This window comes from Acinetobacter sp. UNC436CL71CviS28, assembly GCF_000620525.1.
GTDB classification, from domain to species: Bacteria; Pseudomonadota; Gammaproteobacteria; order Pseudomonadales; family Moraxellaceae; genus Acinetobacter; species Acinetobacter radioresistens.
Window position 1 is genome coordinate 1 of the sequence record NZ_JIBB01000001.1, and the last position, 26456, is coordinate 26456.

The following is a 26456-nucleotide window of genomic DNA, read 5'->3' on the forward strand; positions in this document are numbered from 1 at the left end:
ACAAGGTACCAATTCTGGCTCATTAATCTTCTGACTAAAAATTTACTCAAATAAACTTCGAGAAATTTCTACCATTCAATCAATGAAAATTATTTCGATCGATCAACCAGTAAAAATCCACACAAGTTGTTCTTCATATTCTCTTAATGATCTTCTTACTGCTTCGTCAGCAGCAAGCTAGGTCGGCTATATTACGCTTTCTTTTCAGAAAGTCAACTGGTAATTCAGATTATTTTAAACTTATCTAACAAAACCCGACTTAACTATATTTAACTAAGTTGCTGTTTTATCAGAAGTTTTAATCTTCATCACCGCCGATGGATGTGCATTATAGGCCATTTATTTCCCAACGCAAGCGGTATTTTATAAAAAAGTGATCGGCTGGTTATTTATCCGGCAAAAACCCGGCTTTTTTTTATTTCTTAAGTATACACGGCTCAGCCACACTTAACTGATCCAGTATTTTATCCTGTTCATTTTTTTCCTGCCAACGCAAAGGTCGGCAGTCAATATATTCAATATAACCGCTCTCGCCTTCATAGCTTTCGCCCTCCCAATGAGCCTGATAACGAAAGCTTCCGACATAGCCTGCTGCCAAACCAAATTTGAAATCCCCTCGGCTTTGTGCATGCAATTCAAATAATATTTGTCCTTCATGTTCTACGCACCAAGAAAATTCTCTAGGCAAGTACATCTCTTTACCATTAGGTGTAGTCACTTTAGGATAAACACGGTCTACTTTGAATATTACATTTTTGTCATGGAGCTCCATGTCTCCAGCTATATCACGCACATAAAGATGTGATTGAACAAGTTGATTAAAATTATTACGGATTTGTAGAAGCAGAACTTGTAAGGACGGACTCAGATTAATAACCTGATAGGTAAAAAAGCACCAGGTAATTACGGGTATATTGGCAGCACGGGCATATTCAAAGCTACCGGTTCCTTCAATTAAATAACGCTGTTCTTGGTAGTAAACTTCGCCTTTACACTGGCAAAGCAAAGACCAGTGCTCGAATAAGCCCCATTTTATTTTTATAAATTGAGAAAGAACAGGCAGAGTCACCACATTTAAATCTATAGAAAACTCGGGTGACTGGTGTTTGATTCGCAATGCAGGTAATTCACCAGATACTTGATCAATATCTGCAAAGGAAAAATTATCAGAATTAAAAAGGCACTGTTCTTTTATAGAGTAACTTTTAAGTTGCCCCACCATATGTGGACTGGAGCTGACCAAAACTGTTGCAGTATCGAGCGCCTGCTCAAGAATGGCACTTTGATTTAAAAATACGGGGATTCGGGGCTGACCGATAAGACTTATAAAATTAAGATAATGAAATGGAGCAGGCAGATTGGGTAGAATCAGACCCTGATGGATAATTTTAAAACGGCCTTTAGGCGGATGATAAGCCAAGTTCAGTTTAGAAAATGATTTAGGGTTCAGCTGCTGTGATTGATTCAACGACGTAATCAATTTAACCATACTGAACCCCCTGATTTGGTTAGGTTATAATACGACTTTGATGTCTTCGGGCCAAAAATGTTGTAATGAAACCTGATAATGCATAAATAATAGAAACAGTCAGTATTCCAACAGGTATATTGTACGTAATTGCTGCAAGAATCAAAACAACAGGAAGCATGACTGCAAAAGGTACACGTTTGCGATCCATCTGTTTAAATGAGTAATACTTGATATTAGAAATCATCAGGATTCCGATAATCAGCATCAGGACAGCATTGGTGGCTTGAATTCCCCGGTCCTGCAGATCAAAAATCGCTGGAAAATCTATTCCTACCCAGATTAATGAAACCACAATGATTGCAGCCAACGGACTTGCAATCCCGATAAAATAACGCTTATCGACTACTCCGATCTGCACATTGAAACGGGCTAACCGGAAGGCGGCACAAGCGGTATAGACAAAACAGCAAGCTAAACCAATACGACCAAGATCATTAAGACTCCAGCTATACATGAGCATTGCAGGCGCTACGCCAAAAGCCAGCAGGTCAGACAATGAGTCAAATTGTTCACCAAAAGCACTTTGTGCACCAATGGCACGTGCTACCCGTCCATCCAGACCATCTAAGAGCGCAGCAATAAAAATCGCATAAATGGCCTGACTATAGACTCCATTCATGCTCGCGACTATTGAATAGAACCCTGCAAGTAAAGCTGCGGTCGTAATTAGGTTCGGCCATAGATAAATTCCACGACGCCTTATTTTCTGCCCTTCATGAGTATGCTCTTCTTCGACTACTTCAAAGGTAATTCCATCAAATGAGTCGTGAGAATTATCATCCCGTTCAGGCTTAGGTATATTTGTCATTCTTATACGTCCTAACTATGACCTTATCCAATTTACGGTAAAATACAGATTATTCACCAACTAGCCAGCGTACTGCCGCATGTCCGCCAATTTCCTGCATGCGCAGATGTGGAAACAACCATTGTAGTGCCTCATCGGCATCTTCAGAAAACTTCCAAGGCGGATTAATGACCAGTAAACCACAACCATTTAAACCGACTGGCGTATCATCCGGCCATACACAGATTTCACAGATGAGCTGCCGGCGAATACCGGTCTTCATCATTTTCTTTTCAAAACGCTCAATCATGGCGCGATCCTTAATCGGATACCACACGGCAAATACGCCCGTCGGCCATTTTTTATAGGCATTCTGTAAAAGCTCTACCAATTGCGGAAAATCTTTACGTTCTAATTCATAAGGCGGATCAATCATGACCAGACCGCGTTTTTCTTTCGGTGGAATAACGGCCAGTAGTCCCTCATAAGCATCACGTTCATGCAGCCCAGCACGTGAATCACGAATATTGTCACGTAACTGCTGAAATATATCCCGTTGCATTTCAAACACTGTGGCTTTATCAATATCACGCATTCCCTGTAATGCAAACCATGGTGAGCCCGGATAAGCTCCTTGACCCTGCTGGCTACGCATACTTTCAACCAGTTTCAGGTATTGCTGTACGCCTTCTGGTGCATTACGCTTGACTGAGTCATCCAGCTTGACCAAACGGTGAATACCTGTCAGAAATTCACCAGACTTTTGTGCAGGTGCAGACGACAGATCATATTGACCCGCGCCGCCATGCGTATCGATATAACGATAAGGCTTGTCTTTACTATTCAGGCGTGTCAACAATTGCAGCAACAGTACATGTTTCATAACATCGGCAAAGTTGCCTGCATGGAAATGGTGACGGTAATTCATTTTTGCATTAATTCCTTAGTTCAATAGGCATTTTAGCATGAAAAAATGTTTCTTTAAGGAACTTCTCTTATTCTAAAATAATCCCTTACTTTTTATCCTTATTTTTTCGAGGTGATATGGAAGACGTTCTTCTACCGCAATCCTGGGCTCTTGACCAAGTGATCAGTGATTTACATCAACATGGTTTTGCAGTTATTGATCGAGCCTATGAGCAAGCTTATTTGCATGATTTAGTAGAAGAATGTACTGAAAATATTAATCGTTTTCGGGAAGCTGCTGTTCAAAACGGAGTGGTTACGCAAATCCGCAGTGACCATATTTTATGGATCAATGAGAATTTGCCTATTGCACAGCAACATATAAACACCTTGCAACAACTGGCTATCACACTTAACCGGGCATTCTTTACCAGTATTCGTGAAGTTGAAGCTCACTTCGCCTGTTATAATGCTGGCGAGTTTTATACTTTACACCGTGATAATCCCCAACAAAAAAATGATCGGGTTTTTTCTGCTGTTTACTACTTACATGAACAATGGCAGAGTCACTGGGGTGGGCAGTTGCGCTTACAGGATGTACATCAGGATTGGCATATTATTGAACCCACACCCAATCGATTGGTGATTTTTCAAAGTGATCTTTTGCATGAAGTCTTAAAGGCGCAACAACAGCGCCTGTCTATTACTGCATGGCTACGTAGTGGACCGGTGTTATGGTAAAGGCCGGGCCGGTCGCTTTAAATCTGTAAAACCAGCCTCATATATAAACTTAATATTTATAAGAGTAATGGCGAATGCTAGAAGATACCAAGCAACTGATAGCCCGCATCGGTGAAACAGATCAATTGTTCTTGTCATGCAGTACGCCTGAACTGGCGCTTGAGCGTGGGCAGTTACGCATGGAACTGGTAAATCGCAGCAATCATCGTCAGGAACAGGTTCATTTCTTACAGGAGGCTATTGTCATTCTTGAACAAGGCCGCCTGGAATATGAAGAAATGCCGTTAAGGGTTTACCTTGACCTCTCGATTCAGCTAGCTAAAGCTTATATGGTTTTCTTTGAATTGAATCGTGAAGCGCATTTTGCCTTAATTGCCCAGCAGATTTTAAAACCATTGGCACATTATGAGCATGGTGAAATTTTTCTGATTTTAGGCTATGCATCTGTTGCTAAAAATGAATTGGCTCTTACCCGGCACTGGCTGAGCAAATATACCAAGACTCAAGAGTTTGATCGGGAAACATTACGACAACATTTTGCCTTTCAGGCTGTGCGTAATGAGGACTGGTTTATGAAACTGCTTCAGTCGCGTGTTCATTGATTGAAATCAAAGGCTCTTCACAGAAGAGCCTTTTTTCTTATTCAGGATGCTTAGGATTTTTATCGTCTTCAACGTGCAGCATCTGGTTCAGCTTGTCAATAATCACAATCCATTCATCATCCTGATGCCAGTGTTCACGCAGGAAAGAACTCTGCCCCTGTGTCCAGAAATCTGCTTCTGGTAAAATTACATCAGAAGGAAGCTGATGATCTTTTGCAAACTGGTCTATAGAAGCTTCATCTGAAGGTAAGCCTAATTGCTCAAATAATAATTCTAAAGTGGGTTGTTGTTCGAGTACCATAACTTGACTCCTATTTGTTATTTCATCAATCTATAAACTAACAAATACGCAGAAAATTAGGGCTACAGGCCGATGTATTCTTGTTATCTTTTGTGATAAATCTAAAGATGACTATAAAAAAAGCGCCTATGACAGGCGCTTTTTATCAATCTAAAAAATAGATTATTTAAGCATATCAGCAACTGCTGCGCGCTCTTCTTCAAGTTCGTTCAGAGTTACGTTAATGCGCTCACGGCTGAATTCGTCGATTTCAAGACCTTGAACGATTTTGTATTCACCGTTTTCAGTGGTTACAGGGAAACCAAACATTACGCCTTCAGGAATGCCGTAAGATCCATCAGAAGGAATACCCATTGTTACCCATTTGCCGTTTGTACCAAGTGCCCAGTCACGCATATGGTCGATAGCAGCATTTGCAGCAGAAGCAGCAGAAGACAGGCCACGCGCTTCGATAATCGCAGCGCCACGTTTACCAACAGTTGGAAGGAATACGTCTTTGTTCCATTCAGCATCGTTGATTTTGTCTTTCAAGCTTTCGCCGTTCACAGTTGCAAAACGATAGTCAGCATACATGGTTGGAGAGTGGTTACCCCAAACAGTCATGTTTTCGATGTCAGAAACTGCAACACCTGCTTTTTGAGCAAGCTGAGTCAAGGCACGGTTGTGGTCAAGACGTAGCATTGCTGTAAAGTTTTTCGCTGGAAGATCTGAAGCAGATTTCATTGCGATGTAAGCATTGGTGTTTGCAGGGTTACCTACAACCAATACTTTAACGTCACGACTAGCCACTTCGTTAAGCGCCTGACCTTGACCGATGAAGATTTCACCGTTCACTTTAAGCAGGTCAGCACGTTCCATACCAGGACCACGTGGGCGTGAACCCACAAGAAGTGCGTAGTCAGCATCTTTGAATGCTACTTTAGGATCATCAGTACCGATCATGCCCGCCAACAATGGGAAAGCACAGTCGTCTAGTTCCATCATTACGCCTTTCAGCGCTTGTTGAGCTTTCTCAACAGGAATTTCTAATAATTGAAGAATAACTGGTTGGTCTTTACCCAGCATTTCGCCGCTTGCGATACGGAATAACAGGCTGTAACCAATTTGACCAGCAGCGCCAGTAACGGCAACGCGAACAGGTTGCTTCATGTAATTATCTCCAATTGAGGATCGTCATAATGATTAAATAGCTGTTCTATCTAATCTTAATAAACATAAACGGCAAAGATTGTACTCCAATCGTCTGACAGATGCATGTAAAAGAGAATGGATTTCCCCTAAAGTCTGATAGGAAATATAAATGAAATCCTTTTCATACTTACAGATTATCTTTAAGCATCAAATAATTGTTTAATATGCCCCTTTTACGGTAAAGCTACCTGGACAACTGGAGACGACTTCACTTGAGCACTGTTTATACTGCCCATTAACCCGGTAACATACCTGAACCTCTGTCAAGACAGGTGTGCCTCTTAAACTTTCACAACTAAAGCGTATTCCATTATTTGGCAAAGCAGGGTTCAGTTTTAAAAACTGCTGTTTTAATGAATTATTTTGCATTTGACGACTGACTGAGCCGGTCAGATCGGCAGGTATTTTTAAGCGTTCGGCATAATTAATAATGGTACGGAAATACTGGCTGGCATTCATTGGCAAACACCCTCCTACGCTATGCCATAACTGAGCACGGCTATTTTCACCCGGCATAATACGCGACACAACGTTTGCCTGAATGGGTGACAGATTTGCAGAAGAACTGGTTGTACAGTCTTCTTCTGTTGTTTCAGGCAGCAAACCGGCAATCGTCAATGAATACCCTTCCAGACACTGGCGGGTTTTCTGTCTGGATGAGTCCAGTGCACATACTGCCGGTGTCATTTGCACACGCATCACAGACCCCTGCAAAGCTGGTGCAGCAAAGGCCGGAGAACTACACAACCCGATCACAGCAGTTACACATCCGGCAGCTGCAAAAGAAGAGGTTGCCTTTAGACTTATATTCTTCATTGAAAAACTAGCTATAAATTGCAGTAACACATTAATTCACCAGACCCTTATGGTGTATTCCTGACCGGTATTACTTTCATCCGGTTCTGAATAGATTGTGGTCCTTGCCCCAATAGCACTCCATAATGAGTTGCATTTGCCATGACATTTTTAACGTAGTCACGGGTTTCAAGTAACGGAATGGCTTCCGTATATTGATCAGCAGTCAGACTCTGAAATTCAGGCTGCCAGCGCTTAGCCCTGTTCGGACCGGCATTATAGCCAGCCGTTGCCAATACAGGGTTATTACTGAGCTGATTTTGTATCATGGACAGATAATAAGTACCGTAGCGGATATTGGTATTCATATCAGTCAGGGCAGCCGGGTTATAACTCTCGCCCATTTGCCGGGCGACCAGTCGTGCTGTATCCGGCATGATCTGCATCAATCCGCCAGCTCCAACATGTGAACGTGCAGAAGATACAAAACGGCTTTCCTGACGCATAAGCCCATAAGCCCAAGCTGGATCTACTCCCACATTGCGGCTATGACTCACCACTGTACCCTGATGTGGAGTAGCATAACGGTAAGTGTAATTATGCTGTCTCACTGTACGTTCTGCGGCATAGATTGCCCGATCGTACCATCCCATATCATGAGCACGTTTCGCCGCAGCGAGTAATAAACCATCATCCTGCTTCAGGTATGCCTGACGTACTGCCCAGTTCCACTCACGGTTAATATAGCTATCTGGTGCATTAATACGGCGCAAGGTAAACGCACGGTTAAAATGGATATTCTGGTTCAGCCTCTGCATGTCTTGGCTAGAAGGTTGCTGATTACCCGGCACACTGCTGTACCTTTGACCCAACTGATCCTTTGCTAACAGATTATGATAATCATCGCCTGCCTGGGCTAATTTACTATAGATAGCTCGTGCTGTCTGGCGTGAACCACTGTCATTTCGTTTTTCCACGCTACGGGCCAGCCAGTATTGCCAGCGGTCTTCTTGTTTCTGGGTGACTGTCATACTATCAATAGCACGGATTACACTCTCCCACGCTCCAAAGCGAATCGCCTGGCGCGCATAGATTTCTGCTTCTTCAGGGGTAAATGGATAACCATAGCTAGTATCTAAAGCATTCAGGACTTCCCGATTAAAATTATTCTTCATGACAGTAGTACCGCCAATATAACCTACTGTGCGATACAAATAGCGTTGTACATCGGCAGGCGTACCCTCAGCCGCGCGTTTTACCGAAGATAACGCTGTTTCCAGTTCGTTATTGGCCAAGCGTCCCAAGGCAAAAATCAGATAAGCATGATCGGTTGGAGTCCCTTTGGGTGCAGACCATAAATAATTAAGCGGATTAGCCTGAATCTGGTTCAGCTGGGGCAATGATAAAGGTAGCCCAATAGTTTGTGCAGTTGTCAGCGCCTGACCCGACTGTCCTGCCCGTAGTTGTCCCCATAAACGCTGCTGGCGATCTTGAGCAGTCATTAATGGGCTGGCCAGCATCATACGCCCCAAACCGGTACAGGAATCAGGCTGCGATTCAGTAGTAAACCATATATCCTTATACTCGGCGAAGACCAGAGGGTCGCCAGTCTTAGCCCGCACCTGGGCAACCGCACAGCTTTCTGCACGGTCAGGATTGGTCACATAAGCCAAAACTGGCTGGGCATTGGCATAATCAGCCTGTTTTACTTTTTCTTCTACATAGTCAGCGGCAAGTTTTTCGGTCATGGCAGCCTGCGGATACCGCTGGGCAAAGCTAATAATTGCTGAAGGCGACTGAAAACCCAGATTGGTATTTAATTTCCAGTATTCCGGATAATAGCCAAGTACATCATTTTGCATAGCAGCCTGATACTGATCTAACAGCGCAACATTACCCGCATTGGCAGCCCTTAAGGCATCATTAAACTGCTCGTCAGCAGCTTGGCTACAATGTATACCGAATACACTCATCAAGCTTCCAAGCAAGAGGCGCTGAAAACTTTTGTTTTTTAATCCATATTTACTTAATGAATTATTTTTCTTGAGATGCATACCCGCCCTTTTCCAGCTGCAAAACCCAGTTCCGGACCGATAGTTTAATTATTCTTTATGATGACTACTGTTGTGTTATGTAAACTCATGATTCACCTCTCATTAATTCAAAAGTAATTTTGTCTGTAAAATCAACGTAAACTGAACTGAATTTATTTTTAGGGCTTTAGTTAAAAATACTGTTAAAATGTGCGACCTTAAAAATCCCTTTACCGGTTGATTTATGTATATTCAGGCCGGTTATCTGATCATTATCCTTTAGGAGCCTACATGACGGTTCAAACCTTCATTCCAAATGGTGCCAAAGCTGCCTCAGAAAACACTGTTACCCAGCCACAGCACACCCCTGCCGATAATATGCCAGTTAAAAAACTGTATATTGAAACGCAAGGGTGTCAGATGAATGAGTATGACAGTCACCGTATGGCAGACCTTTTAGGCGACTCACATGGCTATATCCTGACCAGCAATCCGGCTGATGCCGATATCCTGCTGATGAACACATGTTCAATCCGTGAAAAAGCACAGGAAAAAGTGTTTAGTGAGCTGGGCCGCTGGCGTAAGCTGAAAGACCAGAATCCTGACTTGGTGATTGGTGTGGGTGGCTGTGTGGCCTCCCAAGAAGGCGATAATATTCAAAAGCGTGCGCCTTATGTCGATATGGTATTTGGCCCGCAAACCCTGCACCGTTTACCGCAAATGCTGGACCAGCATATAGACCAGCTTGAGAAGCCAAAGAAAGAGAAGATCAAGCTGGTTGATATTTCCTTTCCGGATATTGAAAAATTTGACTTTTTGCCCGAACCACGCGTAGAAGGCTATAAAGCTTTTGTTTCAATCATGGAAGGCTGTTCAAAATACTGTTCGTTTTGTGTAGTTCCTTATACCCGTGGTGAAGAAGTTTCACGTCCGCTGGATGATGTACTGGCCGAGATTGCTGGTCTGGCAGAAAAAGGCGTTCGCGAAATCAATCTGCTTGGCCAGAACGTAAATGGCTATCGTGGAGAGACTTTCGAAGGCACTATCTGTACCTTTGCTGACCTGCTGCGTCTGGTGGCCGAAATTCCGGGTATTGGCCGGGTTCGTTATACCACTTCACACCCGCTAGAATTTAATGATGATCTGATTCAGTGTTACCGCGACTTGCCACAAATGGTCTCACACCTACATTTGCCGGTACAAAGTGGTTCAAATGACGTACTTCAGGCAATGAAGCGTAACCATACTATTGATGTTTATATTGAAAAAATAGCCAAGCTTCGTAAAGTCCGTCCCGATATGCATTTATCAAGTGATTTTATTATTGGGTTTCCAGGCGAGACTCATCAGAATTTTGAAGAAACTTATCAGTTTATTCAGGAAATGGACTTTGACCACTCTTATAGCTTTATTTATTCCAAACGTCCTGGTACACCAGCCTCAGAGCTGGCCGATGACACACCGGAAGAAGTGAAAAAAGAGCGTTTAGCACGTGTTCAGCAATGGATCAAGCAATCCAGTATTGCAAAAACAAATGCCATGCAAGGAACGATTCAACGTGTTCTGATTGAAAATATTTCAGAAAGGGATCCGAACTTGCTAGTCGGTACAGCCGATAATACCCGTCTGGTTACCTTTATCGGAGACCCGGCTTGGGTGGGACGTTTTGCCGAGATTGAAATTACCGAAATTAAAACTTTAAATTTAGTTTACGGAGAACTCTTGAATCTTGAGCCTGACGTGGCGTAATGTAAGGGGAACGACAAAAATTACTTAAAGGATTTCTCTTGACTGCAGCGATTCGACGTACAGTAAGTTTCCCTGGCATTTCTATGGAACGCCTTAAGAGCATGTTAGGTGCTTATAACGGACATATGAAACAGATTGAACAGCGTCTGGATGTCAAAGTTACCCATCGTGGTGATAGCTTCTTTGTAGATGGTGAAATCGATGCAGTTGAACGGGCAGAAAGCCTGTTACAGCGACTGCATGAAGAAGCCGAGGTTTCGCAGCAGATCAGTGCCGATGTACTGCATATGATGATTCAAGGCAGTCAGACCGAGCGCGAGCTGATGGATGATACCGAGCAGGAACATACCGGCCTCGACAGTGTCTGGTTACAGACCCGAAAAGGCCGGATCAATCCACGCGGTGCCAACCAGAAACGTTATGTGCAGCGCATTTTGCAAAGTGATATCTCTTTTGGTATCGGTCCTGCTGGTACAGGTAAGACCTATCTGGCGGTTGCTGCTGCAGTCGATATGCTGGAACGTAATGAAATCCAGAGAATTCTTTTGGTCCGTCCGGCGGTAGAAGCAGGTGAGAAGCTGGGCTTCCTGCCGGGTGATTTAAGCCAGAAAATTGATCCTTACCTTCGCCCTCTTTATGATGCACTGTATGAAATGCTCGGTTTCGAGAAGGTTGCCAAACTCATCGAACGGCAGGTCATTGAGGTTGCCCCACTTGCTTATATGCGTGGTCGAACCCTGAACCATTCTTTTGTCATTCTGGATGAAGCACAGAACACCACGCCAGAACAGATGAAAATGTTCCTGACCCGTCTGGGTTTTGGTTCGCGTGCAGTAATTACCGGAGACATTACTCAGGTAGATTTACCACGTGGACAGCAATCAGGACTAGCCCATGCTTTGCGGGTACTGGAACCGATTAAGGAAATTCATATTACCCGCTTTCATTCACGTGATGTAGTACGCCACCAGTTGGTACAAAAAATTGTAGAAGCATATGAAGGCTGGGACAGTGAACAGTCCCGGCTGAGTGCTGAAGCACGTGCTGAGCGCAAGGCACGTCAAGAAGCACTTGTAAATGAAAATGATACTGCTGCAGATGCACAGCATCAATCAGAAACACCAGACAACATTTAAGGTTTATTTTGAAACTTAGTCTCTCTTTGCAACAAACGTTTGTAGCGCCTGAACTGGTGCTCAAACGTGCTTATCTTAAAAAAGTGATTGAAACCACTCTTCGTCATCTTGACGTTAAACAGGACTGCGAAATTGGAATTGCCTGTGTTGACCTTGATCAAAGTCAACAGCTGAATCTGGAATACCGCCGGAAAGACAAACCTACCAATGTCTTATCTTTCCCGAGTGAAATTCCGGAAGAAATTTTACCCATGCTGGCAGCCCGGCCTTTGGGTGATCTGGTGATTTGTATTCCGGTCGTATTACAAGAAGCTGCCGAGCAGCAGAAAGTACCCGTAGAGCATTTCACACATATGCTGGTCCATGGCACATTACATTTGTTAGGTTATGACCACGAAATCAGTGATGAAGATGCCGATGAAATGGAAGCACTGGAAATTGAAATTCTGGCCAAGCTTGGCCTGAATAATCCTTATCAGGAAGAATAAATTAAAGTAAGCTATTTTAATAATTACAAACTTGGCAGGAATAATAACTATGAAACTACTCATGCAAATTACTGCCCTGTTGACCAGTACAATGTTTATGCCTGTAGTTTTTGCAGAACAACCTGTTACTGTGCAGAGCAGCTGTCCGCAGTCTGAGTTTCAGTCTAAAGATAAAACATGGAGTGGACATTATTATCTCAGCGGCGTCATGGAAGTTGGCTCTGAATTGCTACTGGAAGAAAATGGTCATTTTAAATGGATGCTGGCAGTCGGTAGCCTGGACCAATATGCAGAAGGTATCTGGTGGAAAACCGGAGAGTGTATCGGTCTCAAACCTGAAGCCAAATTCTTAAAACAGCTTCAGATTTTTCCAAGTTCTCTTTATCTTGCTGATGAAAAACTCAAAGCTGTCTGGGCAGATGGCCGTGAGCAGGGAACTTATTACCGGCCGAAACTGAACTCTAATCCTTAATACGAAACCTTTAATTTATTTTACTTCGAATTCAGCCTCGGCCGGGTCGAATCGCCACGTCCGTACAATGCGTAGTTCAGAAATATCTTTCATACCTGCATCAAATCGCCCAAATGGCGCACCTTTACGTACAGAAGCCTTAGCTGCCTCATCTAGAATGGTATGTCCTGAACTTTCCAATAACCGGATTGCACGTATCCCGCCTTGAGCATTCAGGATGACCATAAGCTGCACTTCTCCTGTTAGGCGCTCAGCCTTAGCCTGCTGCGGATAATAGCGGTTACCATAGAGTTCAACTTTTTCACGGAACTTGTCCAGATAGGCAGCTGCTGCATCCTGCTTGGCCTGTATTCCATCCACCGTTTTGATACGCTGCTGACGGCTGAAATCCTGCTGACGCTGTAAATACTGGGCTTCCAGACTGGCAGCCGTTGCTGCCTTAGCCTGAAACTGCCTCTGTAATTCTTCTAAAGCCTTTTTACGCTGGTTTTGCTCCGCTTCTTTGCGCCAGCTCATGATTGTCATCAGGACTTTGTCTTCAAACTGTATTTGAGGCTGTTGGTGCATCTGCTGTAAAGTCTCCTGCTGCTGCTCACCCGCACTCTGTTGTTGTGAACTGGCCGGTAGCTGGCTTGAGATACGGTGAGCCTCTCGAAAGCGGCCTGAACCCTGCTGGTCTGCCTGTGCCAGATAGTCGGCATCTTTGACCTGCTCAGAACTCGGACGAATGCTGACAGCGATTTCCTTACTGGCAGCAGCCTCTGGATCTGGCATTGCAAAATGCAGAGTTAAAATCGCCGAATGTAAAATGACAGCCAGCAACAGAGCACCCATAAAAATCGGATCCTGCCACCAAGCCAGACCTATCCCACCAGGTAAAATTATTTTTTTCAACATATGACTTTTTACCAGCCAGACTCTTTTGGTTTGAAGTCGGTTTAGAAAGAAGTAGAAAATAACATCAATACAAAGTTATTATTAAACTTATGGACTTGTCACCCCAGTCACCAATCTTCATACTCAACATTAAAAATGACGCGATTAAATTCAGCTAACTGCAGGATTCAAGCTTGAAATTTTCTTACGTCCCGTCAAGATTGCAACTGAACGAAAAAGAACTCTCCATCTGGAATCATTTTTATGCCTAGAACGCTAATTTCCAATATTTCTAAACGTATACGTCAAGTATATCAAAAAGCAGAGGGATTTATTGAAGAAGAGCGTGAGTTTGCCTTGTCTCAAGTTTTTTTGAATGCCACTTTTGAACGTTATGTCACCAATAATGTTAAACTTTTGCAGGATTTGCATGCTGATGTGCATGATGACTGGCTCAGACTGTACGCCACTTTGGAAGTAAAGGGTTTATATACCACCCTGTCTGTTGACTTAAAACTGCTACAGATGGAACTCAATAAAAACACCCAGCTTCTGATTTTTGAGCAGATCAGTGACACGCAGGTGATTGAGGCCAAATTTAAAAATGTATTTATAAAAATCGGATTTAATGCCGCTCTCTTCTTTTACCAGAAAATTTTAAGAAAAGACCCTTTAGGTTCTATCTTGGAGCGTTTTAATATTGTGCAAGTTAAAGATGACCTGTTATATCTGGATTTGAATCAGTGGTTGGGCAAAAGCCGTTCGGTTCTGGAAACACTGGATAAAATCAATGTAAATCAGGGGCTGTTACGTGAAGCAGAACTGGTTCTGGTTGGGAATGTTAATATGCGGGCTATTCTGCATAAGTCTATGCGCGATGCCCAAATGCAGAAAATAGAAGATGATATTGAAGCTACCCATGTGACGCCACTTCAACAAAAATAGACTTTAAAATATCTTATATTTAAGCTGAACTGTGAAAAACCTACATACTGATACAGTTAAGTAGCCTATTTCTATTACTTCTTCATTATTGAAGAGCATAATACTAGATGAAAAATAAGTTATGTTTCTTTGATGCAACCTGTTTCTGTAAAAGGATCCCCACACTTATGGCAACTACCCTGTTTAAAACCCTGACCTTAGCGACTGGTATGACCACGGCGCTGTTATTTTCCGGTTTTTCAAGTCATGCTCTCGCCATGAGTCCCTTTCAAGCCAGCTATCAATTTTCTTATAATGATAAGAATATGGGTACAGCGACCCGGACTTTAAGTAAGAACGGTAACCAGTGGGTGTACACCTTTGCCGCAAAGGCGGGCGCTATTGCATCAGCCACCGAAACCAGCCGTTTTAGCTTTAACAATAACAAGATTATCTCTGACAGCTTTAACCGGACCAGCAAAATTTTAGTACATAATGACAAAATGAGCATCCAGTTTAATCCGGGCACCAAACTTATCAAAACGCAAAAAGATGATAAGTCCCGTTCTTTTGCCTGGCAATCTGGGGTACTCGATGAGCTAAATGCCGAATTACAGATTCGGGAAGATTTAAAAGGCTCAGGTTTAAAGTCAACCTATCCAATTGCTGATGCCAAAGAAGTGGAAAACCGTAAGTTTGTTAGGCAAGGTACTGAACAGGTGAAAACCTCTTATGGTACATTCAGCACCATTAAAGTACGGATGCAACATGACAAGGCCGAGCGAAATACAGTTTTCTGGCTGGCCCCAAAATTAGATTACTTACCGGTTAAAGTTACCCATCAAGATGGTAAAACGTCCTATGGCCTGTTATTAACAGGTTATAAAGGACCAACAAATTAAGTAATTTGATCAATTTCAGCTTGCATTTTTGCGGATGCTTTTTAAAATACGCTTTTGCTTGAAAAAGCATCCGCCCCTAGAGGAATTCTCCCGTGCATGCACTAGAACAGAAAATCTTAAGTGAAGGTATCGTTCTATCTGATCAAGTCTTAAAAGTGGACGCGTTCTTAAATCACCAAATTGATCCTGTATTGATGCAGCAAATTGGTAAAGAGTTTGCTGCCCGCTTTAAAGATGCAGGCATCACCAAAATTATCACGATTGAAGCATCTGGTATTGCTCCTGCAGTCATGGCAGGTTTAGAACTGGGTGTTCCTGTAATTTTTGCCCGTAAATATCAGTCATTAACTTTAAAAGATGACTTATACCGTTCTAAAGTTTTTTCATTTACCAAGCAGACTGAAAGTACAATTGCGATTTCAAACAAACATCTAAACTCAAGTGACCGCGCACTGGTCATTGATGACTTTCTGGCGAATGGCCAGGCGGCTTTAGGTCTGATTGACCTGATTCATCAAGCCAGTGCTGAAGTTGTCGGGGTCGGGATTGTAATTGAAAAGTCTTTTCAGCCTGGCCGCGATGTCTTACTTGAAAAAGGATATCGTGTCGAGTCACTAGCCCGTGTACAGTCACTAGCAGATGGCAAAGTAGTTTTTGTTCAGGAATAAGCTTCTTTGACAATAAAAGAGCGCATTAGCGCTCTTTTTTATGGCTGCAGTTTAAGAGCAATCTCTCCAAGCCTTTTACCTTGGGCGAAGCACAAATCTTTTTCTTCCTGAGTCAACCCTTGGTCATGGCGTGGTCCACTCACATGTGTGGCACCATAAGGTGTACCCCCAGATTTAGTATTTGAGAGCGCCGGATGGTCATTACTAAGCCCTATAATCATCATACCATGATGGAAAAGTGGAGGCAGCATGCTCAGCAAAGTGCTTTCCTGCCCACCATGCATAGAACCACTCGAGCTAAATACACAGGCAGGTTTGTTATGCAATGCTCCGCTCAGCCATAAACTGGTTGTTTGGTCCCAGAAATATTTCATCTCACTGGCCATATTACCAAAGCGGGTAGGTGAACCAAGAGCCAGACCGCTACAGTTAGCCAGCTCATCTAGCGTACAATAGATATCGCCTTCTGCAGGAATACTCGGTGCAGCTTCTGTGACTACTGTCGCCAATTGTGGGACCGTACGGATCTTTACATTCATACCGGTGGCTTCGATACCATTTGCAATTAAATGCGCCATATCTCGGGTAGAACCATATTTACTGTAATAAAAAACAAGAATATAAGCTTGCATACACTTTTAGAGTTTAGCTAAAAAGAAAACTATACGGTATTTCTTTAAGTTTTTGCTAAGCTGGAACAACGAATTACATAAAGATCATGAAAAAAATCGAGATTTTATTTTTATGTTGAATTTTTTAAAGAAGCTTCCGTTCTATGACAAAACTTGGTTCAAATTTATCCTGTTTGTCATTCGCCGTTTTGAAGCAGACCGTTGTCGAGAGCTGGCAGGTTCTTTAACCTATACCACGCTCTTTGCGATTGTGCCCATGCTGACCGTATTTCTGGTCATTATTTCCTCTATTCAGGCCTTGGAACCAGCGCGTCAGCAGTTGCAGCAGCTTATTTATAGCAATTTTCTGCCTAAAAGCACGATTGCATTTGACAAGATGCTCAATGCTTTTACCGAGAAGTCTAGTAATCTGACTGTCATCGGGGTGCTGTTCCTCTTTGTCACAACCATCATGATGTTAAGTACCATTGAAACCGCATTTAACCGGATCTGGCGTGTTAAAGAAACGCGGGGAGGCATTGTCGGGTTTATGCGTTATTGGACAATTATCTCTTTAGGGCCCATTGTGCTTGGCAGTGCTTTTGTCATCTCATCTGCGTTGGCTTCTTTAAGTATTTTAAGCAATAACTTTGCAGGCTATGAAATGGATGGCGCGTTTCTCCTGTCATTGCTTTCCATTGCATTGACGATTGCTGGTTTCTTTATTATTTACTGGACTATACCCAACCGCAATGTACCTGTGATTGCTGCTGCCTTGGCCGGCGTATTCAGTGCAATTGTTTTTGAAATGCTCAAGAACTTGTTTGGCACCATTATGTCCAATTTTACCAGTTATGAAATTGTCTATGGTGCCTTTGCCGCAATTCCTATTTTCCTGTTATGGATTTACCTGTCTTGGAATATTGTACTTTTAGGGGTTGAGGTCAGTTTTGCGATTACTGCGTTTCATTCTCGCTATGGCCAGACACGTCATCCGGTATTGATGCTGCTGGATGTTCTGGATCTGTTTTATCGAAAACAGAAACTGGGGGAAACGGTTACTGAAAAAGAAGCTATGAATATCTTGGGCCGGGGGGAAATAGGTCGCTGGCCCGCTTATGTAGCTATGCTGGAAGAGCAGAATCTGGTCAAGCGTACAGAAAATAATGATTATGTACTGGTACGTAATCTAAGTCAGGTTGACTTCTGGAGTTTCTATAAAGCACTTCCGTATCCACTGCCACGACGTAATGATGTAGGCAATATTCATCCAGATGATGAATGGATGCAAAAGCTTGGCCCCGTACTCATTGAAAGTGATGACTATCTTTCTGCCAAACTTTCTGTTCCTCTTTCAACGATTTTTGAGAGAAAATAAAATTTAAAATTACCTATCTGCTTAAAAAAGGCCATATGAAATGGCCTTTTTTAACACTTAAAACCATCTGCTTATTGAACAAATGTATTCCATGTAAAATCTTGGGAAACACCTTTTAACGTCATGATCAGACGGTCTCCAGATTTTAATGCAGCCACACCAGCCGGTGTACCGGTCATGACGACATCACCCGATTCAAGTGTAAATACCTGACTGATATCTGCAAGCAGATAACCAATATCAAAAATCAGTAATGAAGTGTCACCTTCCTGACGTAATGCCTCATTTACCTGTAAGCTATAATGAATATTTTTCCAGTCTTTTATTTCTTCCAGACTTACCCAGTCTGCCAAGATACAGGAACCATCAAAAGCTTTGGCCCGCTCCCAAGGCTGGCCCTTGCGTTTAAGTTCGGTTTGTAACTCTCGTAAGGTGAGGTCCAAACCTAGAGTTACTGCTCCAACAGCTTTCAAAGCTTCTTGCGGATCAGTTTCATTATGTAATGGCTGGTCTATACGTAAACTGAGTTCACATTCATGGTGACAGTCGCCCCATGCCGGATTCCAGCTGATTCCCTGTTCAAGTCCAACCAAGCTGCTTGGCGGCTTGATAAATAGTACCGGATGGTCAGGTACGGCGTTCCCCAACTCTTTGGCATGATCCGCATAACTGCGGCCTACACAGACAATTTTTGATGGACGCGTAGCCATGCTTTTCCCTTCCTTTTCTATTTCAGTTCAATAAAATTTATTTCTTGAATGTATTTTCAAATACAGCCTGTTGCTGGGCATTCAGAAAAGCCCGTTTTGGTACAATAATGACAGTCCGGTTCTTGAACTCAAGCATATAAGTAAGCTTGCCTATAGCAAAGTGCTGTACTTCTGCATACTGGAAAGTCTGCTTGCGACCATTTGCATAGAGTTCAATATAGTCCTGAAACAGCTCGATTCCCTGCTCACTTTTACCAAACTGATACTTGATAAACTGACGTTTGAACATCATCGGTAAAAACCAGTAACGCATGATGAGTTGTAATATCAGAAAGAATACGCCAAGTGCCACATAATAACGGCCAACGCCGGTAGGTCCTAAATAAATACCCCATGTCACAATAGCGATGCTGACAAGAGGTGTAATAAAACGGGTCAGCTGTTTTTTGCCAAATGTTGCCAAAGAGAAGCCATCTTGGGATTCTTCCAGATTTAGGCTATAGCGCACAGATACAGCAGGCTGAACTTCAGACATAAGCACATCAACAAAACTTTCAAATTGTTTTAAATCTTACACCAGAATACGTTATTTCCTCATCTTTTTAGTGTCCGAAGTTATAGTAGATAACTGCCCTTTTTCCTTAATATTATTTCACTTTGTCCCATAAAAAATAGATAAACAGGATTGGCATGTTCTATAGCAACAGATATTTTTATCTCATTGTATGGTTTTGGCTATCTGCTAGTACTGTAGTATCAGCCCAAATTATAACCTGGACCGAACAGATACCCAGCAGTCTTTCACCATTTCAAGGTAACATCCAGACGCTTGCAGGCTTCACAGGCGACCGTATTTTTATTTATGCTCACCCTAAACAAAATATTCAACTGCCTACATTTCAAGCCCAGCAGAAAATACAAGGAAAATATTATAGTGGTGCAGTAATTGTTCCAACCTCTAGCCAGAATATTGCCAAACTGCTGACTCACTATCGTAATTATGCCGGTTTATTTCCTACGCTTAAATCTGCGAAGATCCAAGCTCAACAAGGCAATATTACTCAGGTCAAATATCAGATTCATATTCCCACGCCTATTCCGGTACTCAATTTCAAAGAACAGGTATTAATGCAGCATCAATACAGCAATAATAGTATTGCCACCTTAGTAATTGATGCTCCTGTTCCTTACGGTGCAGGAAAAATTGAATGGTTTGATATAGGCAACCAGAGAACTTTAATTACGATTACCCAATGGGGTGATCTTAACCAGCCTAAAGGTTTTTTATTCAGTAAGATCCTGAATGCCATTCCAGAAGCCAAACTTGGTATTCCAGGTGCTACCAATGCCTTTTTACTAGAAGCCTTGCAACGTCGCTATAAAATATCAACAACCCAAAACCTGAAAGCAGGCATATTACCAGAGTTCCAGCTCAGTACTGCTCAGCGTCAGAAAATTGTCCAGTTAAGCCAGCAGTCTCAAGAACCTGTATCTTTTATTCTTTCGGGCTATCAAGTGCCCTATCAGCAGGGTACAGAAGCTATGCGTTTTAGTACCAGCTATCAGTATTTTGCACAGAGCCCGGAGCAACTTAAACCTTGGCTACAGCCACCTAGCTTTAAATCGCTCTTTCCACGTCAGATTAAAAATGTACAGACCAAGCAGCTTAATCCACAACAACTTGATGCTGATTATCAGGTTTCTGTCGGTTTAGGTGTAATCAGTATTCCTTTCGATTTTAAACTGCGCTTTGACTACCCGAATTCACTACAAAATGTTTTTCATGCGGTGGGTGGAGACTTAAAGTATATACAAGGCGGTATGCAGCTTGATGCATATGGTCAGGGTACTGTATTAAAGCTTACCAGTGCGGTAAAAATTCATGACCAGGCGCCTTTCCTGCTGCGGGCCATGCGCAGTTTGCCCTATCATGATATATTACCTGCCATAGGTGGAAATACAATATTAGCTTTAAAAATTAAACAGCGAGTAAGATAATTATTAAATATTTTATCGTTATTTTGGATACAAAAAACCGCAACAAATGTGCGGTTTCTTCTATTGTTTATCAAGTTGGTGCGCTCAGAGAGATTCGAACTCCCGACCCCTTAGTTCGTAGCCAAGTGCTCTATCCAGCTGAGCTATGAGCGCGTACTTGATGCTGCGCATTATACGTGTTTTTCAGAATTTTATAAGTCTTTTTTAACAACTTTTATCTGAATGCCTAGTTAGTAAGCGTTTTGGAGAAAATCAGATAACTCTTGATCAAAAATTTTTATAAGCAGTTTTCATATTTCCAAAGTAGCTAAAGGCCAATTTATTAAAGTAGTAATCTATTATTTTCAGGCACAAAAAAACCGCTATAAAGCGGTTTAATGTTCAAGTTGGTGCGCTCAGAGAGATTCGAACTCCCGACCCCTTAGTTCGTAGCCAAGTGCTCTATCCAGCTGAGCTATGAGCGCGTACTTGTGTGCCATTAATGGCAAGTCGTTACAATCAATTACTTCAAATATTTATAGGAATTAAACCAATAAATTGGTGCGCTCAGAGAGATTCGAACTCCCGACCCCTTAGTTCGTAGCCAAGTGCTCTATCCAGCTGAGCTATGAGCGCATTGAGGTAATCGTTGGCGGTGAGAGAGGGATTCGAACCCTCGATACAGTTGCCCGTATGCGTCCTTAGCAGGGACGTGGTTTCAGCCACTCACCCATCTCACCGTAACGAGCCGCCATAATACAAACTTAATTCCCAATCATCAAGCCATGACTGAAAAAATTTCTGCCTTTTTTGTTCAATTAAATATTTTTTAAGCAATTTATCGGGTTTTACAGACTTTTCTGATCTTTAAATGCTCACTCTATAATTTTTGAGATACTTAGTTTCCGATTATTCTCAAGATAAAACACATTATTGCAATCATTTACGTGCAGTCCGGGCCGGCATGACTTATGCTAAAGGTATCTTCTGATGTCAAGCCAAATGAAATTATGAAAAATTGGGTCGATCCTGAAGCTAAAGCAGAAGCTGAACGTTATGACAATCCTATTCCTAGTCGTATTTTGATTCAAAAAACGATTGAACAGTTACAGGCGCCGCAATCCCATGCCGACCTGGTTGAGCATTTTGAAATCCAGGACCAAAAAAGTATTGACGCGCTTAATCACCGCCTGATTGCAATGGTACGTGATGGACAACTGGTCAAGGATGGATTCAAGTTTCAGCTGGTTGCTGACTTGCCTACTTATGAAGCTACAGTGTATATCAATACAAAAGGTATGGGCATCGCACAGATTGATGGCCAGGATAACTTGTATTTACCAGAACGTGAACTTCGTCTGGTCTTTAATGGTGACCGGGTACGGGTACGTCAGACCAGTACTGACCGCAAGGGTAAAGCTTGGGGCTTTATTACTGAAGTAATCCAGCGCCGGGTCAAGCAGATTATTGGGCAGCTGAAAATGTATGAGGGTGAATATTTTATTCAGCCTTCCATGCCAAACCAGCATCAACCGATTACCCTGGAAAAAGAACTGATCGATCACGCCAAAATTAACTTGGGTGATATGGTGCGTGTTGCCATTGATGATTATCCGACTCGGGAAGAGTTTTCTACCGGTCATATTGTGCAATCAATGGCAGATAAAGCCGATACTGAAATTATCATTCCACAAACCATCTTGGAATATGGGCTGCCTTATGAGTTTCCTGAAGAGGTTTTAAAGGAAGCAGCCAGTTTTAAAGAGCCGGATGAACAGGACCGTCAGGGCCGGGTAGATTTACGTGATCTGGCTCTGGTCACAATTGACGGTGAAGATGCACGCGATTTTGATGATGCCGTATATGCAGAAAAACGTCCGGGCGGTGGCTATCGAGTGGTGGTCGCAATCGCTGATGTCAGTCACTATGTACGTTTGGGCACAGCACTGAATGAAGAAGCTGAAGAACGCGGGACTTCTGTGTATTTTCCGCATTTTGTCCTGCCGATGTTGCCAGAAGCGCTCTCTAATGGTCTCTGTTCACTGAATCCGCATCTGGACCGCTTGTGCATGGTCTGTGATTTAAATGTTTCACGTGCCGGCCGTGTTACCCAGTATGAATTTTATCCGGCAGTCATGCACTCTAAAGCACGTCTGACCTATACCCAGGTTGCTGCCTATCTGGACGGTGACAGCCAGGCTGTCCCTGAAGATCGTACTGTTCGCAAATCACTTAATACCCTGTTCCAACTTTATCAGGTCCTGAAAGAATTACGTGCAAAACGTCATGCGATGGAATTTGAAACTGTCGAAACATATATGACATTTGACGAGCTGGGCGGTATTAAGGAAATTTTGCCATGTAGCCGTAATGAAGCACATAAACTGATTGAAGAATGTATGCTGCTGGCTAACGTTGCAGCTGCTGAATATTCATTGAAAAATGAAATTCCAATGTTATATCGGGTTCATGATGCACCAGAATTTTCACGTACCCAGAAAGTACGAGATTATGTGAAACTTCTGGGACTAAATTTCCCGGAGCAGCCAACTCAGGCTGATTATCAGGCCGTCATTGAAGCAACAAAAGACCGGATTGATGCACCAAGTATTCATGCCGTGTTATTACGTTCTATGATGCAGGCTTATTATGGACCAGAAAATATCGGTCATTACGGTCTGGCTTATGAAGCTTATACTCATTTTACCTCGCCAATCCGCCGCTATCCGGACTTACTGTTACACCGCGCAATTAAAGCACATTTGAAACATAAACAATTTGCCCTGTCAGGCAACCAGCTGGCTGAGGCAGGTGAGCATTATTCTCAGACAGAACGCCGTGCTGATGAAGCCTCCCGTAGTGTAACAATGTGGCTAAAATGCCATTATATGCAGCAGCATCTAGGTGAAGAATTCGACGGTATAATCAGTGCTGTAACTGAATTCGGGCTGTTCGTTACCCTGAAAGATCTGTACGTTGATGGCATGCTGCATGTCAGCCAGCTTGGAGATGACTTTTTTGTCTATGACCAGCCGAGTCAGAGTCTGATTGGCCAGTCTCGTGGCCAGGTTTTTGGCTTGGGAGATGAAGTCAGAATTAAGGTTGCAGGTGTTCAGCTTGAAGAACGGAAAATTGACTTTGAGCTGGTTCGGCAACTTACTCATGCTGGACGAGCAGTGCGTAGCCGTGCCCCTCGCGTTGCACAGGTGCGGGAAGAAAATCACGGCGTACGCAACAAGGATGACTCTGGTGAGCAACCTGTCCGTAAAAAACGCAATAAAAGCAGTAAGCCTAGCTCTTATACCAAGAAGTCAGGAAAAAAATCTGCTGAAAAGGCTTCTGTAAGCAAAGAAGCTCCCAAGAAAAAATCAAAGGATAAGAAGCGCAGGTCCAATGCCAAATCACGGCAGGATTAAATCTTCTTTATTTTGGTGAATGGCAAGAGCTAATCTCTTGCCTTTTCATTTTTAGCCTTATTAAAAATTTTATTGCAATCATGTTTTTTTAAAGGCAAGTTTAATGCTCAGCCACAAGATTCCCACGCTTATTTTCCTGCCAAGTCTTGATTTCCCTTTATACAAGACTTACATCTAGTAGCAAGTATTTTGAAAATCAGGCGTATAACGATGACTTTGGAAAAAGCAACTTTACCTTTGCCACAATTTGACCAGATCAAACTTGAGCATTTAAAGCGGCAGATTGAACAGCAGATTGAATATGGCCAGACTTTTTTAAAGCAATTACAGCAAGTCCCAGAAAATCACCAGCAACAGCTTCACATACTGGAACAGGTAGATACGCTTGAGAATAATATGAGCGAATCTTGGGGCATACTCTCGCATTTAAATGCCGTGATGAATAATAGCGAAACACGCGAGATTTTTCAGGCCTTACTTCCTGCCTTAAGTGAATATTATACTGAGCTTGGTCAGCATAGTGTCTTGTATCAGACTTATCAGGCTCTACATGATAGCCCTGACTTTTCCCTGTTGCCAGAAGCTCAGCAAAGCGCCATTCGACTGGCCTTACGTGACTTTAAACTTTCAGGTGTTGCTCTAGAAGGTGAAGAAAAGAAACGCTATGCAGAGATTTCTGCACGTTTATCACAACTCTCTTCAGATTTTTCCAATCACGTGCTAGATGCTACGCAGGCCTATTTTAAACCGCTTGAACAGGAGCAGCTCAGGGGCTTACCACAAAGCAGTATCGAGCTGCTAAAACAGTATGGACAGCAGCGTGAACTGGAACAGCCTGTAGCAACACTGGACCTGCCTGCATATCTGGCAATTATGACTTATGCCGATGACCGCGAGTTACGTGAAGAACTGTATAAGGCCTATACTACACGCGCTTCAGAGCAGTCTGACCATCCTGAATATGATAATAGCCAGATTATGGAAGAAATTCTGAGTCTGCGTCAGGAAATGGCAAAACTGCTAGGTTTTAACAACTATGCTGAGTACTCCTTGGCTAGCAAGATGGCGCCCGATGTAGACAGTGTGAATAAATTTCTGGTTGAACTGGCTGAACATGCCCGTAAGCCCGCTCTGAAAGAAATTGCTGAACTTAAAGCAATAGCCGGCTCAGATGGAGTGAATGAGCTTAAACCTTGGGATACAGCTTACTACTCAGAAAAACTTAAACAACAACAGTTCAATCTGTCTCAGGAAGATTTAAAGCCTTACTTTCCTGCTCCTAAAGTCATTCGTGGTTTATTCCAGATCGTAGAACGTTTATATGGTATCCAGATTGTAGAGCGGGAAGCAGCCACATGGCATCCCGATGTACATTATTTTGAGCTTGAAGACCAAGGCGAAGTTCTGGGCGGTTTCTATTTTGATTTGTATGCGCGTAGCGGTAAACGCGGCGGAGCCTGGATGAGCGGATTCCGTTCACGCATGCAGCAATCCGAACACCTGCAAAAGCCCGTATGTTACATGGTCTGTAACTTTACTCCCCCGGTCGGAACACAACCTGCCCTGCTCACTCATGATGAAGTCAATACGCTATTCCATGAATTTGGTCATGGTCTGCATCACATGCTCACCGAAGTCGACAATATTTCAGTAGCAGGTACACATGGCGTGGAATGGGATGCAGTCGAGCTACCTAGTCAGTTTATGGAATTCTGGACTTGGGATCAGCAGAGCCTGAACCTGTTAAGTGAACATATTGAAACTAAAGATGCCTTACCAGAGCAGTTACTACAGGCACTGCTGGCAGCACGTTTTTTCCAGTCTGGCATGCAGACTTTACGTCAGGTCGAGTTTGCACTATTTGACCTTACTATTCATAAAATGACGCCAGCATTAAATAGCCCGCAGATTCAGCAGGTTCTGGATGATATTCGTGAACAATATGCAGTGGTGCCAGCTGTACCCTATAATCGCTTCCAGCACAGCTTTAGTCATATCTTTGCCGGTGGTTATGCTGCTGGTTACTATTCTTATAAGTGGGCTGAAGTACTGGCAAGTGATGCATTTGACCGCTTTGAGAATGAAGGTATTTTCAATACTGAAACCGGCAAGGCTTTCCGTTCAGCCATACTGGCCGCAGGCGGTAAAGATAAGGCACTAGATACTTTTGTCAATTTCCGTGGTCGTGAACCTAAAATTGACGCGCTATTACGTCATCAAGGTTGGACGGATCACCCTAAAACCGCTTAAACTAGTCCTTTA

The 26456-nt window shown here is 42.9% G+C and carries 24 protein-coding genes and 4 tRNA genes; 13 read left to right on the top strand and 15 right to left on the bottom strand.

What is annotated here, in order from left to right; translation table 11 throughout:
- Positions 1–415 precede the first annotated feature (415 nt).
- Genes N518_RS0100005 through N518_RS0100015 form a run of 3 tightly spaced genes read right to left on the bottom strand, consistent with a single transcriptional unit; the run spans position 416 to position 3246 of the window.
- Complete coding sequence (locus N518_RS0100005; protein ID WP_017400896.1) at positions 416–1489, bottom strand: DUF6670 family protein; 1074 nt, start codon at positions 1487–1489, stop codon at positions 416–418.
- Between the two features lie 19 nt (positions 1490–1508).
- The gene (gene pssA / locus N518_RS0100010; RefSeq protein ID WP_005024502.1) at positions 1509–2339 is read right to left on the bottom strand and encodes a CDP-diacylglycerol--serine O-phosphatidyltransferase; all 831 of its coding nucleotides are present in this window, start codon (positions 2337–2339) and stop codon (positions 1509–1511) included.
- A gap of 49 nt (positions 2340–2388) precedes the next feature.
- Entirely contained in the window at positions 2389–3246 is an 858-nt protein-coding gene (locus N518_RS0100015) for a 23S rRNA (adenine(2030)-N(6))-methyltransferase RlmJ (RefSeq protein WP_005024500.1), read from the bottom strand.
- A gap of 116 nt (positions 3247–3362) precedes the next feature.
- Here N518_RS0100015 and N518_RS0100020 point away from each other — a divergent pair, with 116 nt between their 5' ends.
- Positions 3363–3965: a 2OG-Fe(II) oxygenase gene (locus tag N518_RS0100020; RefSeq protein WP_005024498.1), complete on the top strand. Its 603-nt coding sequence runs from the start codon at positions 3363–3365 to the stop codon at positions 3963–3965.
- A gap of 74 nt (positions 3966–4039) precedes the next feature.
- Positions 4040–4567: a hypothetical protein gene (locus N518_RS0100025; RefSeq protein WP_005024495.1), complete on the top strand. Its 528-nt coding sequence runs from the start codon at positions 4040–4042 to the stop codon at positions 4565–4567.
- A 37-nt stretch (positions 4568–4604) separates the two neighbouring features.
- Here N518_RS0100025 and N518_RS0100030 read toward each other — a convergent pair whose 3' ends face one another.
- The 4 genes from N518_RS0100030 to N518_RS0100045 all read right to left on the bottom strand — a co-directional run bounded on the left by N518_RS0100030 (position 4605) and on the right by N518_RS0100045 (position 8908).
- The gene (locus N518_RS0100030; protein WP_005018415.1) at positions 4605–4868 is read right to left on the bottom strand and encodes a DUF2789 family protein; all 264 of its coding nucleotides are present in this window, start codon (positions 4866–4868) and stop codon (positions 4605–4607) included.
- 162 nt (positions 4869–5030) lie between these two features.
- Positions 5031–6017 carry a malate dehydrogenase gene (locus tag N518_RS0100035; RefSeq protein WP_005018414.1) on the bottom strand — a complete coding sequence of 329 codons (987 nt, stop codon included), beginning with the start codon at positions 6015–6017 and terminating at the stop codon, positions 5031–5033.
- Between the two features lie 201 nt (positions 6018–6218).
- Positions 6219–6875 carry a ribonuclease I gene (locus tag N518_RS0100040; RefSeq protein ID WP_026443862.1) on the bottom strand — a complete coding sequence of 219 codons (657 nt, stop codon included), beginning with the start codon at positions 6873–6875 and terminating at the stop codon, positions 6219–6221.
- 47 nt (positions 6876–6922) lie between these two features.
- Positions 6923–8908 carry a lytic transglycosylase domain-containing protein gene (locus N518_RS0100045; RefSeq protein ID WP_034593467.1) on the bottom strand — a complete coding sequence of 662 codons (1986 nt, stop codon included), beginning with the start codon at positions 8906–8908 and terminating at the stop codon, positions 6923–6925.
- 270 nt (positions 8909–9178) lie between these two features.
- On the opposite strand from N518_RS0100045, the gene miaB reads away from it, so the two are divergent.
- The 4 genes from miaB (at position 9179) to N518_RS0100065 (ending at position 12732) form a co-directional block, all read left to right on the top strand.
- Positions 9179–10636 (top strand): tRNA (N6-isopentenyl adenosine(37)-C2)-methylthiotransferase MiaB, encoded by a 1458-nt coding sequence (gene miaB / locus N518_RS0100050; RefSeq protein ID WP_026443864.1) that lies wholly within the window; start codon positions 9179–9181, stop codon positions 10634–10636.
- Between the two features lie 38 nt (positions 10637–10674).
- Complete coding sequence (locus N518_RS0100055; RefSeq protein ID WP_005018410.1) at positions 10675–11772, top strand: PhoH family protein; 1098 nt, start codon at positions 10675–10677, stop codon at positions 11770–11772.
- 8 nt (positions 11773–11780) lie between these two features.
- On the top strand, positions 11781–12260 hold the full coding sequence (ybeY, locus tag N518_RS0100060) for an rRNA maturation RNase YbeY (protein WP_005018409.1): 480 nt from the start codon (positions 11781–11783) through the stop codon (positions 12258–12260).
- 97 nt (positions 12261–12357) lie between these two features.
- Positions 12358–12732: a hypothetical protein gene (locus N518_RS0100065; RefSeq protein WP_392388350.1), complete on the top strand. Its 375-nt coding sequence runs from the start codon at positions 12358–12360 to the stop codon at positions 12730–12732.
- Positions 12733–12747: 15 nt separating this feature from the next.
- Here the strand turns inward: N518_RS0100065 and N518_RS0100070 are convergent, their stop codons facing one another.
- Positions 12748–13629 carry an energy transducer TonB gene (locus N518_RS0100070; protein WP_026443865.1) on the bottom strand — a complete coding sequence of 294 codons (882 nt, stop codon included), beginning with the start codon at positions 13627–13629 and terminating at the stop codon, positions 12748–12750.
- A 243-nt stretch (positions 13630–13872) separates the two neighbouring features.
- Between N518_RS0100070 and N518_RS0100075 the strand changes: the two genes are divergently transcribed.
- From N518_RS0100075 to N518_RS0100085, 3 genes are all read left to right on the top strand, one after another.
- Positions 13873–14553: a hypothetical protein gene (locus N518_RS0100075; RefSeq protein ID WP_005024481.1), complete on the top strand. Its 681-nt coding sequence runs from the start codon at positions 13873–13875 to the stop codon at positions 14551–14553.
- 167 nt (positions 14554–14720) lie between these two features.
- A complete protein-coding gene (locus N518_RS0100080; RefSeq protein WP_005024479.1) occupies positions 14721–15434 on the top strand; it encodes a DUF3108 domain-containing protein in 714 nt (237 codons plus the stop codon).
- 92 nt (positions 15435–15526) lie between these two features.
- Positions 15527–16102 (top strand): xanthine phosphoribosyltransferase, encoded by a 576-nt coding sequence (locus N518_RS0100085; RefSeq protein WP_005024477.1) that lies wholly within the window; start codon positions 15527–15529, stop codon positions 16100–16102.
- Positions 16103–16140: 38 nt separating this feature from the next.
- Here the strand turns inward: N518_RS0100085 and wrbA are convergent, their stop codons facing one another.
- Positions 16141–16734 carry an NAD(P)H:quinone oxidoreductase gene (gene wrbA, locus N518_RS0100090; RefSeq protein WP_005024475.1) on the bottom strand — a complete coding sequence of 198 codons (594 nt, stop codon included), beginning with the start codon at positions 16732–16734 and terminating at the stop codon, positions 16141–16143.
- Between the two features lie 112 nt (positions 16735–16846).
- Here wrbA and N518_RS0100095 point away from each other — a divergent pair, with 112 nt between their 5' ends.
- On the top strand, positions 16847–18091 hold the full coding sequence (locus N518_RS0100095; protein ID WP_005024473.1) for a YhjD/YihY/BrkB family envelope integrity protein: 1245 nt from the start codon (positions 16847–16849) through the stop codon (positions 18089–18091).
- Between the two features lie 71 nt (positions 18092–18162).
- On the opposite strand, the gene N518_RS0100100 is transcribed toward N518_RS0100095, so the two are convergent.
- Together N518_RS0100100 and N518_RS0100105 are read right to left on the bottom strand one after the other, a co-directional pair.
- Entirely contained in the window at positions 18163–18801 is a 639-nt protein-coding gene (locus N518_RS0100100; RefSeq protein ID WP_026443866.1) for a fumarylacetoacetate hydrolase family protein, read from the bottom strand.
- Positions 18802–18838: 37 nt separating this feature from the next.
- Positions 18839–19336 (bottom strand): YcxB family protein, encoded by a 498-nt coding sequence (locus N518_RS0100105; protein WP_005024469.1) that lies wholly within the window; start codon positions 19334–19336, stop codon positions 18839–18841.
- 155 nt (positions 19337–19491) lie between these two features.
- Here N518_RS0100105 and N518_RS0100110 point away from each other — a divergent pair, with 155 nt between their 5' ends.
- Positions 19492–20799, top strand: a complete 1308-nt coding sequence (locus tag N518_RS0100110) for a hypothetical protein (RefSeq protein WP_005024467.1) — start codon at positions 19492–19494, stop codon at positions 20797–20799.
- Positions 20800–20875: 76 nt separating this feature from the next.
- On the opposite strand, the gene N518_RS0100115 is transcribed toward N518_RS0100110, so the two are convergent.
- The 4 genes from N518_RS0100115 to N518_RS0100130 all read right to left on the bottom strand — a co-directional run bounded on the left by N518_RS0100115 (position 20876) and on the right by N518_RS0100130 (position 21518).
- Positions 20876–20952: transfer RNA gene (locus N518_RS0100115), tRNA-Arg, on the bottom strand.
- 234 nt (positions 20953–21186) lie between these two features.
- Positions 21187–21263 (bottom strand) — tRNA-Arg (locus N518_RS0100120).
- 74 nt (positions 21264–21337) lie between these two features.
- A tRNA-Arg gene (locus N518_RS0100125) sits at positions 21338–21414 on the bottom strand.
- A 14-nt stretch (positions 21415–21428) separates the two neighbouring features.
- A tRNA-Ser gene (locus N518_RS0100130) sits at positions 21429–21518 on the bottom strand.
- A 267-nt stretch (positions 21519–21785) separates the two neighbouring features.
- On the opposite strand from N518_RS0100130, the gene rnr reads away from it, so the two are divergent.
- Positions 21786–24194 (top strand): ribonuclease R, encoded by a 2409-nt coding sequence (rnr, locus tag N518_RS0100135; protein WP_026056640.1) that lies wholly within the window; start codon positions 21786–21788, stop codon positions 24192–24194.
- Positions 24195–24404: 210 nt separating this feature from the next.
- Positions 24405–26444 carry a M3 family metallopeptidase gene (locus N518_RS0100140; RefSeq protein ID WP_026443867.1) on the top strand — a complete coding sequence of 680 codons (2040 nt, stop codon included), beginning with the start codon at positions 24405–24407 and terminating at the stop codon, positions 26442–26444.
- Positions 26445–26456 lie beyond the last annotated feature (12 nt).